Consider the following 13,618-nt stretch of genomic DNA (forward strand, 5'->3'; position numbering starts at 1 on the left):
TCAGGAGCGCCGCCGCAGCGCGGTGCGCAGCGCCTTCGCAAAGCGCGGGTCGGCCATGGCGCCGACATTGAAGCGCGACCAGCGCGACACCTGCGTCGAATCGACACTGAAGATGCGGCCCGGCGCCATGACGATCTTGCGCGGCAGCAGCTCCTTGGCGAAGGCCAGCGAGTCGGCCACGCCGGGCAGCGCGGCCCAGACATAGAGCGACTGCGGGGTCCGCGCGAAGACCTCCGCGTCCACCGAATCGAACAGCTGCAGCGCGCTGCGCGTGGCCTCGCCGAGCCGGTTCTGCAGGCGGTTCAGGTGCCGCTGGTAATGCCCCTCGCTCAGGATCACGTCGACCGTGCGCTCGCTGTACTCCGAGCTGCTCACGTGGATCAGCGCCTTCAGGTCCGCGAGGTCGCTCGCGAGGTCGGCCCCGCAGGCGATGAAGCCCACGCGCAGTGCTGCCGAGAACGACTTCGAGAAGCTGCCGATGTAGATGGTGCGCTCCAGCTGGTCGAGCGCCGAGAGCCGCGGCAGAGCCGTAGGCTTGAAGTCGGCCAGCGGGTCGTTCTCGACGATCAGCAGGTCGTACTTCTGCGCGAGCTGCAGCACGCGGAAAGCCTTGGCGGGCGAGATGTCGGAGCCCGTGGGGTTGTGCGCGAGCGATTGCGTGAAGAAGAGGCGCGGCCGCTCGGCGATGAGCAACTGCTCCAGCATGTCGAGGTCGGGCCCGTCGGCCAGGCGCGGCACGGCCAGCATCTGCGCGCCCGCGAGCTTGAGCTTGCCGAACAGCGGGTAGTAGCCCGGATCGTCCACCAGCACCTTGCCGCCGGGCGGCACGAAGTAGCGGATGACGATGTCCATCGCCTCGTTGGCGCCGTGCGTGAGCACGATCTGCCGCGGCTCGGCACCGATGCCGAAGTCGGCCAGCTTGCGCACCAGGTGATCGCGCAGCGGCGCATAGCCGAAGCGGCTGCCGTAGCGGAACAGCGCGCCGAGCCCCGTTCGGACGACCTTGGGGTGGTACTTGTCGAGCCGCACGTCGGCCAGCCATTCGACCGGCGGAAAACCGTCGCCCACGGCCACCGCGTCGGGCTGCGTCTTGAGCTGCTCGCGCATGAGCCACACGATGTCCATCGCGCGGCCGAGGCTGCCCGCGTCTTCCTCGGGTGGCTTGGGGCCAGACTGCGCGAGCACGAAGTAGCCCGAGCCGCGCCGAGGCTCGACCAGGCCGCGCGACACCAGCAGCTCGAACGCGGCCACCACGGTGTTCTTGGCGTAGCCATGCAGTTGCGCCAGTTCGCGCAGCGAGGGCAGCTTGTCGCCGGCCTTGTAGGCGCCGCTCGCGATCTGGCGCGCGAGGGTGTCGGCGAGCGAATCGGCGATCGTGGTCATGGGCCGAGACTGTGACACAGCGGCCCGCTCTACCGGAGCACTGTCCGCACTGTCCCGCCAAACTGTGCCTTCCGCTGTAGGTACAGCCGACCTAAATTGCCTGCTCCCGAATTCATCCTCCGAAGAGACAAGCAACGATGGTCGCCGATTCCCGCATTCCCAACTTCCGTGCCCTCACGCCCGCGCAGCGCTTCGCCCACATCGCGCAGGCCGCATCGCTCACCGACGACGAGGTGGCGCTGCTCGCCCAACCCGGCGCGCTGGGCGTGGACCGCGCCAACGGCATGGTCGAGAACGTGATCGGCACCTTCGAGCTGCCGCTGGGCGTGGCCGGCAATTTCACGGTGAACGGGCGCGACTACCTCGTGCCGATGGCGGTGGAAGAACCCTCGGTGGTGGCCGCAGCCTCCTTCATGGCCAAGCTGGCGCGCGAAGGCGGCGGCTTCGAGGCCTCGAGCACCGGGCCGCTGATGCGTGCGCAGGTGCAGGTGATCAACATCACCGACCCCTACGGCGCGCGGCTCGCGCTGCTGCGCGCGCGCGACGAGATCCTCGCCGTGGCGAACAGCCGCGACAAGGTGCTGATCGGGCTGGGCGGCGGCTGCCGCGACATCGAGGTGCATGTGTTCGGCGATACGCCGCGCGGCGCGATGGTGGTGATGCACCTGATCGTCGACGTGCGCGACGCGATGGGTGCGAACACCGTCAACACCATGGCCGAGGCGGTGTCGCCGCTGGTCGAGAAGCTCACGGGCGGCACGGTGCGCCTGCGCATCCTGTCGAACCTGGCGGACCTGCGGCTGGCGCGTGCGCGCGTGCGCCTCGCGCCCGCGGTGCTGGCCACGCGCGAGCGCAGCGGCGCAGAAGTGGTCGAGGGCGTGATCGACGCGTACACCTTCGCGGCCATCGATCCCTATCGCGCGGCGACGCACAACAAGGGCATCATGAACGGTGTCGATCCGGTGATCGTCGCGACCGGCAACGACTGGCGCGCTGTGGAAGCCGGCGCGCATGCGTACGCCTGCCGCAGCGGGCGCTACAGCTCGCTGACCACGTGGGAGAAAGACACGTCGGGCGCGCTGGTCGGCACCATCGAGATGCCGATGCCGGTGGGCCTGGTCGGCGGCGCCACCAAGACGCACCCGCTCGCAAGGCTCGCCTTGAAGATCCTCGACGTGAAGTCCGCGCAGGAGCTCGGCGAAGTCGCGGTGGCCGTGGGCCTCGCGCAGAACCTCGGTGCCTTGCGCGCGCTGGCCACCGAAGGCATCCAGCGCGGCCACATGGCGCTGCACGCCCGCAACATCGCGCTCGTCGYGGGCGCCACCGGCGACGAGATCGACAGCATCGCGAAGCAGATGGCCGCAGAACACGACGTGCGCACCGACCGCGCCGTGGCACTGCTCGAAGCACTGCGCAAGAAGTAAGCAGGCAAAGGCGGGAGCACCCCGCACAACGGACCGCGGCCGAAACCGCGGCGGCCGCGCAGGCGGCCGTCACATAACCACAGACGGAGACATCGACAAATGAACGCAGACAGTGCAACGCCCGCCCGTTGGCGGCTGGTGGAGATATGGGGCGACACGGCCGATCTGGGCCATCTCGCGTGGGCCATCGTCATCGGCGTCGCGGTGAGCCTCACAGGCTACCTCGTGGCGAGCCGCGTGCTCGCAAGCGCCGTGAGCGCGCCCGAGCTGGCACGCGCCTACGCCATGCTCGCCGGGCTCGGTGGCTGCGTCGTCTCGGGCCTGATCTGCGCGAAGCTCTTCACGCCGAAGCGCGAGGTGGTCGAAGGCGCCGAAGCCGATCCGCGTTGGCGCGAAGAAGTGCTGGCCGAACTGGCCGGCGAGCATGGCGACCTGGGCTCGGTGGACGACCTGCCGCCGTCGGTGGTGCGCGAGATGAAGGAGCTGGAAATCTACGACCTGTTCGCGTCGTACAAGCCCCGCGCACGCAGTGCCGAAGGAGCGGCACCGTGATCGATGCCGCACTCCTCAACCAGATCCTCGTCGCCACCGGCATGGGCCTCGTGGGCGCCATCGTGTTCGCGGCCATCGGCCTCGTCTCGGGCACCGACGAAACCACCACGCTCGCACCGCTCACCCTGCTGGTGGTGCTGCTCGGCGTGCCGCCCGAAGGCGTGTTCACATTCTTCCTGGCGGCGGCCGTGGCCAAGCACATGACGCATGCGGTGCCCACCGCGCTGCTGGGCATTCCGGGCGACACGATGGCCACGCCGCTGCTGCAGGACGCGAACGTGCTGCGCAACCTCGGCGTGCCGCATATCGCACTGCGCAAGATGGTGTCGGGCGCGATCATCGCGGCCTTCCTCGCGGTGCCGCTGGCCGTGCTTTTCGCTGTACTGCTGGCGCCCTATGGCGCGGCCATCACGAAGGCGGCGCCGTGGATCTTCGTGGTGGCGGCCGTGGCCATTGCCTACTTCTCGAGCGGGCGGTGGGCCTCGGTGGCCACGCTGGTGCCGTTCGTGATGGTGATCGTGGCGCTGCAGGCGCTCACCGGCAAGTACGGCGTGAAGCTCAGCATCAGCTACTTCCTCGGCATCGCGATCGGGCCGCTGGTGGCCGATTTGTTCTCGGTGATCTCGCCGGCGGCGCGCGCCCGCATGAAGCGCGACAAGGTCCGCACCTTCTCGCTCGCCCCGGACGTGAAGGGCTGGTCGGGCTACTTCCCGAATCCGTTCAAGGTGCTGGACCGCACGCAGGTGAAGTGGACCTTTGCGACGGCCGCGATCTCCAGCGCCACCTTCGTGTTCAGCCCGGTCGCGATGACCGTGGTGCTGGGCGAACTGGTGGGCTCGCGCATCAAGCATGCCTACCACCGGCTCACCACCACGCTGGCCGCGCGCAACGGTGTGACCGAGGCGACCTACATCGCCGAGGCGCTGATTCCGCTGATCGCCATCGGCCTGCCGCTGAGCCCCGTGGCAGCCGGCCCGGCCGCGCCGCTCTTCAATGCGCCACCGGTGTTCACCATCGATTCGGCCACCGGCCAGACGCACAACCTGCACAACCTGCTGAACCACTGGGAGTTCCTGGGCTACGGCATGCTGGCGGTGGTGCTCGCGGCGCTGGTGGCCTATCCGTTCACGATGAACTTCGCGCGCCGCGCCGCGCTGTTCGTCTCGCGCAAGGTGAGCCACGAGGCGATCATCGCGACCTTCGTCGGGCTGATCGTGGTGATCAGCGTGTGGGAAGGCCAGCTGCTCGGCCTGCTGGTGATCCTCACGATGGGCCTGCTCGGCGGCCTGCTGTCGCGCGCCATCGGCTTCAACACCGGCGTGCAGTTCATGGGCTACTACACGGCGGTGCTGACGGTGCCGGCGGCGATCAAGGCATTCGGCTAGGCAGCGCTTCAGCGGGAGGGCGCGGGTGGTTTCCGGGGCTTCTCTGGCGGCTTCTGCGCCTTCCCGGGCTCGCCGCCGAAGAACTTTTCCACCTGCTGCCCCACGCGCGCACCGATGGCCGTGCCCACGCCCGGCAGCACCGCGCTGCCGACCGCCGCACCGGCCAGCGCGCCGCCGGTCAGCGACACCTCGGGATCGCTCATGGTGCCGCCGATCTTGAGCGGCACGCCGATCACGCCGTCCACGAGGTCGACCGCCACCTCGCCGTCCATCTTACGGTTGAAGAGCCGCAGGCTGCCGCTGGCGGTCAGCATGCCCGAGCGGGCCGTGAGATCGGTGAAGCGCATCACGACGCCGTCGTCGGTGCCCTGGGTGTCGAGGGTGCCGGTGAGTTCGTCGAGCGGCGTGGTGCCTTCGCGGCTGATGCCGGCGGTGCTCACGGCCTTGGCCAGGTCGAGCCGGGTGAGCGTGGCGGGTCGGACCGAGAACACRGTGCGGGTGTGCAGGTGGCGCATCAGCGCGCCGACCTCGTCGGCCTCGGCCACCAGCGTGGAATGACCCGAGACCTTGCCGGCCACCGACGTGCGGCGGCCGAAGGCCTGCACCAGCTGCTCGATGTCGATCTGGCGCGGATCGAGCTCGGCCGACACGCGCAGCTTGCCGTCGGCCAGCGTCTCGAAGAGCGCGACACCGTTCCACGTGCCGCCGCCCACGTCGATGCGGGTGCGCCAGCGGTCCTGCCCGGCCTCGCGGTCGAGGCGCAGGCGGGCGGGCGGCGTGACGCCGGCGCGTTCCATGCGCGCCTGCCGCGGGCGCCAGTGGGCATCGAAGCCGAGCTCGCCGTCATAGGCCAGCGCAATGTCGCGCCGGTCGATCCAGACCAGGTCGCGCCAGCGCACCCGTTCCACGGGAACAGGCGCCAGCGTCCAGGGTGCAGGCAATGCCACGATGTTGCCGCCCTCCTGCGGCTTGGGCCCCTTGCCCCGGAAGGCCCGCACCGAGGCGCGCGGCAGCACCAGGCTTTCGATCTCGACCTCGTCGACGGCGATGACGCGATGCAGCAGCGCCGAGAGCTTGAGCTGGAGCGTGATGCGGCGCAGGGTGATGGGGCGCGGCTGGTCGGTGGCGATGTCGGAAAGCACGAGCACCGGCGTCGGCAGCAGCGCCCAATGGGTGCCGCCGATCCTGAGGCCGACGCCGAAACGCTTCTCGAAACCTTCGGAGATCCGGGCGGCCACCTCGTCGTCGCTGGGCAGGCGCGAATTCACCAGCAGCACCAGCGCGCCGGTGCCGAGCAGCAAGGCCGCGGCAATGCCGATGAGCCAACGTCGGATCGGGTGCTTCATCCGGACCAACTTAGCACGCAAAGGCGACTGCGTTTGTCAGCCGCCATCGCTATAGTTTCCGGAACCCTGTAGCGGAGACAACCGAATGCGCATCTGGAAAAAAGAGATCTCGATCGAGGAACTGACCCGCAACCACGTGGGCACCGCCGTGTCCACGCTGGGCATGGAGTTCCTCGAGGTGGGCGACGACTTCATCCGCGCCCGCGTGCCGGTGGACGAGCGCACCCGCCAGCCCTACGGCATCCTGCACGGCGGCGTGTCGGTGGTGCTGGCCGAAACGCTGGGCTCCTGCGGCGCGCACTACTCGGCCCCCGAAGGCGACCGCGCCGTGGGCCTGGACATCAACGCCAACCACATCCGCGCGGTCACCAGCGGCTGGGTCATCGGCACGGCGCGGCCGGTGCACCGCGGCCGCAGCACGCAGGTCTGGCAGATCGACCTGACGAACGAGGCGGGCGAGCTGACCTGCGTGTCGCGCATCACGATGGCGGTGTTGCAGCCGCGTTGAGCTGGCTTTGACTTGATAAAACTTGATTTCGCTGGCCCGTGGCTCCATAATCCACCGGCTATGCACAAAGTTATCCACAGCGAGTCCATCAAATCGGCACTCGCAAACCGTGGCTGGACTCAGGCACAACTGGCAAAACAATTGGGCGAGTCGCCCCAACTCGTGTCGCTCTGGCTCAAAGGGGAGACCTTTCCAAGCCCAGCCAAACTTCTGAAATTGGCGTCTACGTTAAAGCTGGGCTTCGACAAGCTCATCACACCATCCGCAGACCAACCCGTTATTGCTTTCCGGAAAAAAGCCGGCGCAAAAACGACCGACGAACACATCGTCAAAGCGCGCGGCATGGGCGAGTTGTTAAAGCCTTTGATCCGCTATCTACCGGAACAGCGCGCGCTGCACACGCTGCTTCCCTCGCCCTCCACCGACTATGCACCCCTGCAGGTTGCGGCGTCGCAGGTTCGCGCCAAGATTGGGATCGGCGCCTTGGCAGTTCTCGAGTATTCGCACTTGATCGGCGAATTCAAGCAGAACGACGCAATCTTGGTCCCGGTGCTGTGGGGTGAGAAGCAGAACCATAAGAACGCACTTCACATTCTTCTTCGTGCCGAGAGCGTGACGTTCGTCTACCTGAATCTCGATACGCGCTTGGAAGACTTCAAGTTCTGGATGGCACACGAGTTGGCGCATGTCTACACACCAGCGCTTGCGGGCACAGAGGAAGGCGAAGATTTTGCGGATGCATTTGCCGGTGCTTTGCTCTTTCCGCAGGCTTGCGCAGAGCAGGTTTATGCGGATGCATTGCGCGCTCGTTCGGCGAAAGGACAGATAGCCGTTTTGCAGCGCAGTGCTAGCGAGCATTCGATCTCGGTTTACACGGTCTTCCGCGAGACACAGGGTTTCGCGCAATCCAGGGGACTGACACCGTTGTCCGTCGACGAAAAGTCGCTTCATGCGCTGCGCAATAGCCAGCGAGGAGAGTTGGTCAGCGCCACCCTTTTCAAACCTGGGCCACCGAAGCCAGAAGAGTTGATCGCGCTCACCGCCAAGCTTTTCCAATCGAACTTCTTCGTCGCGCTCCAACGTCTGCTGAATGAGCGCGGCGGCAGCGAACGTTACGTCCAGCAGCTGCTCGACGTTCCCTTGCGAGACGGGATCGCGCTGTTCGAGGCCCTTGGTGGAGCTTGAGCGAGTTGACGACTCTTGTCTTGCTCGACACCAACGCCTATTTGCGCTTGGCAAAGCGCATCAAGCCGCTATTGGGAAAGAAGTTTGGGCAGAAGGAATATGTCCTGACGGTTCTGCGCGACGTGGAGGACGAGGTTCATCGCAACCCACGCCTTCAATCCAAATTTCCCTGGTTCGATGCGCCCGACCTTGCAACCGAGCGCCTCGCCAAGACGATACGCCTCACCCAAGACGAGAAAGATGCATTGGCAGCCGCAGCAAGCGTGCTGCACGGCTTCGTTCTATCGGACCCCGCTCGTTTTCTGGGGCGACATCGAAGTCCTCCATCGAGTACCGACTGCAAGCTTCTTGCGTTCGGCCAGTTGAGAGAAGTGATCGTCGTTACCGATGATCTTCCGATGCATGAATTGGCAGCGACCTTCGAGATCGAGGTGTGGCACGGGCACGAATTGCTGAAGAAGATGCTCAGTGCGAAATTCATTGGCAATGAACTGGTCCGCGAGATCTACGAAGCCGTCGAAAACAACGGGGATGCGCCAGCAACGTGGCAGGCGGTGAAGCACACAGTATTCGGGAGAATCTTCGGCCCACCGACAGATCGTTGACCGCAAGCCCAGCGGGCAGGACTCAAGCGCCACCCTTTAGCAACGTAAAACAAGAGGAGACAAGAAATGTTCAACTGGACTGAAAAGCCGGTGTCCACACTGGCCAAAGGCGCCGTCATCGCGCCCGACGAACGGCTGCCCTGGCTGCAGACGGGCGCGATGGGCATCCAGCACGTCATCGCGATGTTCGGCGCCACGGTGCTGGCGCCGATCCTGATGGGCTTCAACCCCAACATCGCGATCCTGATGAGCGGCATCGGCACGCTGATCTTCTACTTCGTGACCGGCGGCAAGGTGCCCAGCTACCTGGGCTCGAGCTTCGCGTTCATCGGCGTGGTGATCGCGGCCAGCGGCTATGCGGGCAAGGGGCCCAACGCCAACATCGCGGTGGCGCTGGGGGGCATCGTGGCCTGCGGGGTGGTCTATATCCTGATCGGGGCCCTGGTGCAGGCCATCGGCACGGGCTGGATCGAGCGCTTCATGCCGCCGGTGGTCACCGGTGCCGTGGTGGCGGTGATCGGGCTCAACCTGGCCAGCGTGCCGATCAAGAACATGGCGGCCAGCAATTTCGACGCCTGGATGCAGGCCGTGACCTTCCTCTGCGTGGGGCTGGTCGCTGTGTTCGCGCGCGGCATGCTGCAGCGCCTCCTGATCCTGGTCGGGCTGATCCTGGCCACCGCGGTCTATGCGGTGCTGACGAACATCCTGGGCATGGGCAAGCCGCTGGACCTGAGCGGCATCGCCAATGCGGCCTGGTTCGGCATGCCGACCTTCACCGCGCCGGTGTTCACGGCCAACGCGATGCTGCTGATCGCGCCCGTGGCGATCATCCTGGTGGCGGAAAACCTTGGCCACCTGAAGGCGGTGACCGCGATGACCGGCCGCAACCTCGACCCCTACATGGGCCGCGCCTTCATCGGCGACGGCATCGCCACGGTGGTGAGCGGCGCCGCGGGCGGCACGGGCGTGACCACCTATGCCGAGAACATCGGCGTGATGGCGGCCACGCGCATCTACTCGACGGCGGTGTTCGTGGTGGCGGCGCTGATCGCGCTGGTGCTGGGCTTCAGCCCCAAGTTCGGCGCGCTGATCCAGGCGATTCCGCTGCCGGTGATGGGCGGCGTGAGCATCGTGGTGTTCGGCCTGATCGCCATCGCGGGCGCCAAGATCTGGGTCGACAACAAGGTCGACTTCTCGCAGAACAAGAACCTGATCGTGGCCGCGATCACGCTGATCATCGGCACGGGCGACTTCACGCTGAAGTTCGGCGACTTCGCGCTGGGTGGCATCGGAACCGCGACTTTCGGGGCGATCATTCTTTACGCACTGCTGGGCAGATCGCGCAACGCCTGAGCGTTTGAAAAGTGCAACGTCGTGCAAGAAGTGTTGTCTGGAGCGGTTGAAGCGGGGGCCGGTCACCGGCCGGAAGCCCGCGCCCGTTAGACTCCAACGCTTTTCGCACCGACGTTTTCCAATGGCCGATGTCTCCGCCGCGCGCACCAAGGCGGTTTTCGAATTCAAGAGCGCCACGCTGCCGCTGATCGCAGTGATCCTCAAGACGTCCGATCTGGAGGTCCTCGCCGAAGCGCTCGACGCCCAGCTGGCCGACTCCCCCGACTTCTTCGAGCAGGAGCCGGTGGTGATCGACCTCTCGCAGCTGCAAGCGCAGGGCGAGGACGGCGAAGCCACCGCCGACCTCGACTTCGCCGCGCTGCGCAGCCTGCTGGCGCGCCACCAGACCCAGCCGATCGCGGTGCGCGGCGGCAATGCCGCCCAGAACGCCGCGGCGCGCGCCGCCGGCCTCTCGCTGGCCGCCATGCCCTCGGCCCCCGCGCCCCGGCCTCCGGCCCCGCCGGCCGAAGCCCCGGCCGCATCGGAGGCCCCCCAGATCGTGCGCGAGGTGCCGGTGCCGGCCAATGGCACCCTGCTGATCGACAAGCCGCTGCGCTCGGGCCAACAGATCTACGCCCGCGGCGGCGACGTGGTGGTGACAGCCGTGGTGAGCTTCGGCGCCGAAGTCATCGCCGACGGCAACGTGCATGTGTACGCGCCGCTGCGCGGCAAGGCGATCGCGGGCGCACGCGGCAACACCGAGGCGCGCATCTTCTCGACCTGCATGGAAGCGCAGCTGGTGGCCATCGCCGGCATCTACCGCACCAACGAGGTGCCGCTGCCCGATGCGGTGCTGGGCAAGTCGGCCCAGGTGCGCCTGGACGGCAAGAAAATTGCGATCGACGCCATTCCCTGACTGACCTCACGGAACGCGGCGCATCTGACAACCAACAACAGAATCGAAACAAGAAGGAATGGCCATGGCCAAAATTGTGGTGGTGACCTCGGGCAAGGGTGGCGTCGGCAAGACGACCACGAGCGCCAGCTTCGCATCCGGCCTCGCGCTCGCGGGCAAGAAAACGGCCGTGATCGACTTCGACGTGGGCCTGCGCAACCTCGACCTGATCATGGGCTGCGAACGCCGCGTGGTGTACGACCTGATCAACGTGATCCAGGGCGAGGCCAACCTGAGCCAGGCACTCATCAAGGACAAGCAGTGCGACAACCTGTTCGTGCTGGCCGCCTCGCAGACGCGCGACAAGGAAGCGCTGACGCAAGAGGGCGTCGAGAAGATCCTGAACGACCTCGCCGCGATGGACTTCGACTACATCGTCTGCGACTCGCCCGCGGGCATCGAGACCGGCGCGATGATGGCCATGCACTTCGCCGACGAGGCGCTGGTGGTGACCAACCCCGAAGTCTCCTCGGTGCGCGACTCGGACCGCATCCTGGGCATGCTCAGCAGCAAGACCAAGCGCGCCAAGGAAGGCGGCGACCCGATCAAGGAGCACCTGCTGATCACCCGCTACAACCCCAACCGGGTGGCGGGCGGCCAGATGCTCTCGCTGGAAGACATCCAGGACATCCTGCGCATCAAGCTGATCGGCGTGATCCCCGAGTCGGAAAGCGTGCTGCACGCCTCCAACCAGGGCGTGCCCGCGATCCACGACAAGGACACCGATGTGGCGCAGGCCTACAGCGACGTGGTGGCCCGCTTTCTCGGCGAAGAGAAGCCGATGCGCTTCGTCGACGCCGAGAAGCCGGGCTTCTTCAAGCGGATTTTCGGAGGCAAGTAGGCATGTCGTTTCTCTCGTTCCTGCTCGGCGAGAAGAAGAAGACTGCAAGCGTCGCGAAAGAGCGCCTGCAGATCATCCTCGCGCATGAGCGCTCCAGCCTCAGCGGCAAGAAGCGCCCCGACTATCTGCCCGAACTCCAGCGCGAGCTGGTGGCGGTGATTTCCAAGTACGTGTCGATCAACGCGAACGACATCAAGGTTCACCTGGAAACCCAGGACAACCTCGAAGTGCTCGACATCAAGATCGAGCTGCCCGACCCGACGCCTGCGCCGGCGCGATAGGGAAGAAGCGGAAGCGCACCGACGGGTCCTGCAGGACCCGTTCGGCCAGCGCACGCTCCCAGGCAAGATAGTCGGCCCAGACCGCGTCGCGGCGCGGGCCGAACACGCGCATGACCGAGCCCCAGTCGTCGTCGAAAGGGGTGAGAAGCTGCGCCGGTACGAAGGCGGTCGACAGAGGCCGTCCCGAGGCCTTCCAGGCGGCCGTGCCGCCCTCCAGCCAGGTGAACACCGCTCCCGAGCCCGGCCAGCACTGCCGGGCGTCGCGCGCGACGCGTCGTGCGGCCGCGCCATCGGGTGAAGTGAAGACCAGCGTGCGCCCGGCCACGGCATGCGAGGCCAGCGGGTCCAGCGAGGCCGGCAGCATGTAGAGAGCGCCCGGCAAATGGCCGCGCTCGTACTCGAGGCTGGCACCGACGTCGATCACCGTCACCGCGCCGTTCCTGCGCAGTTGCGCGAGCGCCGCGGCGTCGAGTGGCGCAGGGGCGTCCGCCGCCGTGGCCGGCGGCGCGGGAGGCGCCTGCTCCGGCGAGAGCGCGCCGTCGTAGACGTAGACCTCGGCCTGGTCGAGCTGCGTCAGCCAGAAGCTCGTGACCGCGGCGCGCAGGCGATGCGCCGGATCGTCGATCAGCACGATGCGGGCGCCGCGCGTGCCGACGAGGTTCTCGAAATGCATGAACAGCTGGCCGCCGGGCACCTGCTGCACCGCTGTGCCCGCGAAGGCCGGGTCGGCGGCGGGCCGCACGTCGAAGACATAAAGGGTGCGCGTGTCGTCGCCGCGCCAGCACGCGAGCTGTGCGGCATCGGCCACGGGAAGGGCGAAGCGTTCGAGCAGCGCGTCGGCGATGCGACGCAGTACCTCGGGGGCCTCGGGCGGCAGCGCGTCGCCGGGGATGGCGTTCTGCACCGTCGGCGCGCCTTGCAGGCCCCATGCCATCACGCCGTCTTCCACGAACACCGCGTCGGGCGCGCGGCCGAGCAGCCGCAGCGTGGTGGCGCCGATGATGCCGCGCGTGCGGCTGAAGCAGTTGACGGCCCACACATGCTCGGGATCGCCCGGCTCGAAGCGGTGCAGCGCAAGCTCGGTGCCGGCGTGGTTGCGTGCGCCTGGCAGCGAGAGGAACTCGAACTCCGCACGCGGCCGAGCGTCGACCAGCGTGGTCGGCAGGCCTTCGCGCTGGCGTGCGCGCAAGACGTCGACGCGCAGGCCCGGCGTGCCGTAGTGCAGGCGTGCGCGATCACCGAAGGCCTTGACCAGCGTGCCGTAGCCGTCGATGGCAGGCAGGCCCTCGGTCACCCAGCGCTGCAGGCCGCCGTCGAGCGTGCGCACGTCCGTGTAGCCGAGGCGCGCGAGCAGGGCCGCCGCGGCCTGCGCGGCGCCGTCGGGCACGCTGTAGTCGTCGCAGAGCACCACGGGCGTGGAACGTCGCGGCACGAGCGCACCGATCTGCAGTTCGAGCCCGCTGAGCGGCGCATTGCGCGCGAGGTTGGGGTGGCGCTGCACGAACCAGCGGGTTTCGCGCACGTCGAGCAGCGCCAGCTCGGTCGCGGGCTCGGCCAGCAGCAGGGCCTGCAACTCGGCGGGGACGATGGTCTTCTTCGGGGTCCGGCTCATTTCGGTTGTCCACTGCGTTGTGTTTCGAGACGCTGTTGTTCGGGGCGCGCCCGAATCACACACAACGAGCTCCATGCGGTGCCAGCGCAGCAAAGCCATCAAGCGTAGGCCCCGACGGACGGAAGCAGGAAGGAAGTTTCACGACCATGCTTATGCGAAAAGCGCGCATGCAGCCCGGTTCTTCATGCCTAGGATCGCAGTCCTTTGCG

Annotated in this window: 13 protein-coding genes; 10 read left to right on the plus strand and 3 right to left on the minus strand. The window is 67.1% G+C overall.

What is annotated here, in order from left to right:
* Positions 1-1,383, minus strand: coding sequence for an aminotransferase-like domain-containing protein (locus AC1DXX_RS17255; protein ID WP_478135427.1), 1,383 nt, complete (start codon positions 1,381-1,383; stop codon positions 1-3).
* A gap of 137 nt (positions 1,384-1,520) precedes the next feature.
* Here AC1DXX_RS17255 and AC1DXX_RS17260 point away from each other — a divergent pair, with 137 nt between their 5' ends.
* From AC1DXX_RS17260 to AC1DXX_RS17270, 3 genes are all read left to right on the plus strand, one after another.
* Positions 1,521-2,807 (plus strand): hydroxymethylglutaryl-CoA reductase, degradative, encoded by a 1,287-nt coding sequence (locus tag AC1DXX_RS17260; protein ID WP_478135428.1) that lies wholly within the window; start codon positions 1,521-1,523, stop codon positions 2,805-2,807.
* 99 nt (positions 2,808-2,906) lie between these two features.
* On the plus strand, positions 2,907-3,359 hold the full coding sequence (locus AC1DXX_RS17265; protein WP_478135429.1) for a hypothetical protein: 453 nt from the start codon (positions 2,907-2,909) through the stop codon (positions 3,357-3,359).
* Positions 3,356-4,744, plus strand: a complete 1,389-nt coding sequence (locus AC1DXX_RS17270) for a tripartite tricarboxylate transporter permease (RefSeq protein WP_478135430.1) — start codon at positions 3,356-3,358, stop codon at positions 4,742-4,744. Before AC1DXX_RS17265 ends, AC1DXX_RS17270 begins: the two co-directional genes overlap by 4 nt.
* Positions 4,745-4,752: 8 nt before the next feature.
* Here the strand turns inward: AC1DXX_RS17270 and AC1DXX_RS17275 are convergent, their stop codons facing one another.
* The gene (locus tag AC1DXX_RS17275) at positions 4,753-6,090 is read right to left on the minus strand and encodes an AsmA family protein (RefSeq protein WP_478135431.1); all 1,338 of its coding nucleotides are present in this window, start codon (positions 6,088-6,090) and stop codon (positions 4,753-4,755) included.
* Between the two features lie 85 nt (positions 6,091-6,175).
* Between AC1DXX_RS17275 and AC1DXX_RS17280 the strand changes: the two genes are divergently transcribed.
* The 7 genes from AC1DXX_RS17280 to minE all read left to right on the plus strand — a co-directional run bounded on the left by AC1DXX_RS17280 (position 6,176) and on the right by minE (position 11,797).
* Entirely contained in the window at positions 6,176-6,598 is a 423-nt protein-coding gene (locus tag AC1DXX_RS17280; protein WP_478135432.1) for a hotdog fold thioesterase, read from the plus strand.
* Positions 6,599-6,658: 60 nt separating this feature from the next.
* A complete protein-coding gene (locus AC1DXX_RS17285; protein WP_478135433.1) occupies positions 6,659-7,783 on the plus strand; it encodes a helix-turn-helix domain-containing protein in 1,125 nt (374 codons plus the stop codon).
* Positions 7,784-7,803: 20 nt separating this feature from the next.
* On the plus strand, positions 7,804-8,388 hold the full coding sequence (locus tag AC1DXX_RS17290; protein ID WP_478135434.1) for a hypothetical protein: 585 nt from the start codon (positions 7,804-7,806) through the stop codon (positions 8,386-8,388).
* Positions 8,389-8,454: 66 nt separating this feature from the next.
* Positions 8,455-9,741 (plus strand): solute carrier family 23 protein, encoded by a 1,287-nt coding sequence (locus AC1DXX_RS17295; protein WP_478135435.1) that lies wholly within the window; start codon positions 8,455-8,457, stop codon positions 9,739-9,741.
* 121 nt (positions 9,742-9,862) lie between these two features.
* Positions 9,863-10,636 carry a septum site-determining protein MinC gene (gene minC / locus AC1DXX_RS17300; protein ID WP_478135436.1) on the plus strand — a complete coding sequence of 258 codons (774 nt, stop codon included), beginning with the start codon at positions 9,863-9,865 and terminating at the stop codon, positions 10,634-10,636.
* A 64-nt stretch (positions 10,637-10,700) separates the two neighbouring features.
* The gene (minD, locus tag AC1DXX_RS17305) at positions 10,701-11,516 is read left to right on the plus strand and encodes a septum site-determining protein MinD (RefSeq protein WP_478135437.1); all 816 of its coding nucleotides are present in this window, start codon (positions 10,701-10,703) and stop codon (positions 11,514-11,516) included.
* A 2-nt stretch (positions 11,517-11,518) separates the two neighbouring features.
* Positions 11,519-11,797 carry a cell division topological specificity factor MinE gene (gene minE / locus AC1DXX_RS17310; RefSeq protein WP_478135438.1) on the plus strand — a complete coding sequence of 93 codons (279 nt, stop codon included), beginning with the start codon at positions 11,519-11,521 and terminating at the stop codon, positions 11,795-11,797.
* Here the strand turns inward: minE and AC1DXX_RS17315 are convergent.
* Positions 11,754-13,409 carry a rhodanese-like domain-containing protein gene (locus AC1DXX_RS17315; protein WP_478135439.1) on the minus strand — a complete coding sequence of 552 codons (1,656 nt, stop codon included), beginning with the start codon at positions 13,407-13,409 and terminating at the stop codon, positions 11,754-11,756. The genes minE and AC1DXX_RS17315 overlap by 44 nt on opposite strands.
* Positions 13,410-13,618: the final 209 nt, after the last annotated feature.

The sequence above is a fragment of the Variovorax sp. P4_B10 genome (genome assembly GCF_056402375.1).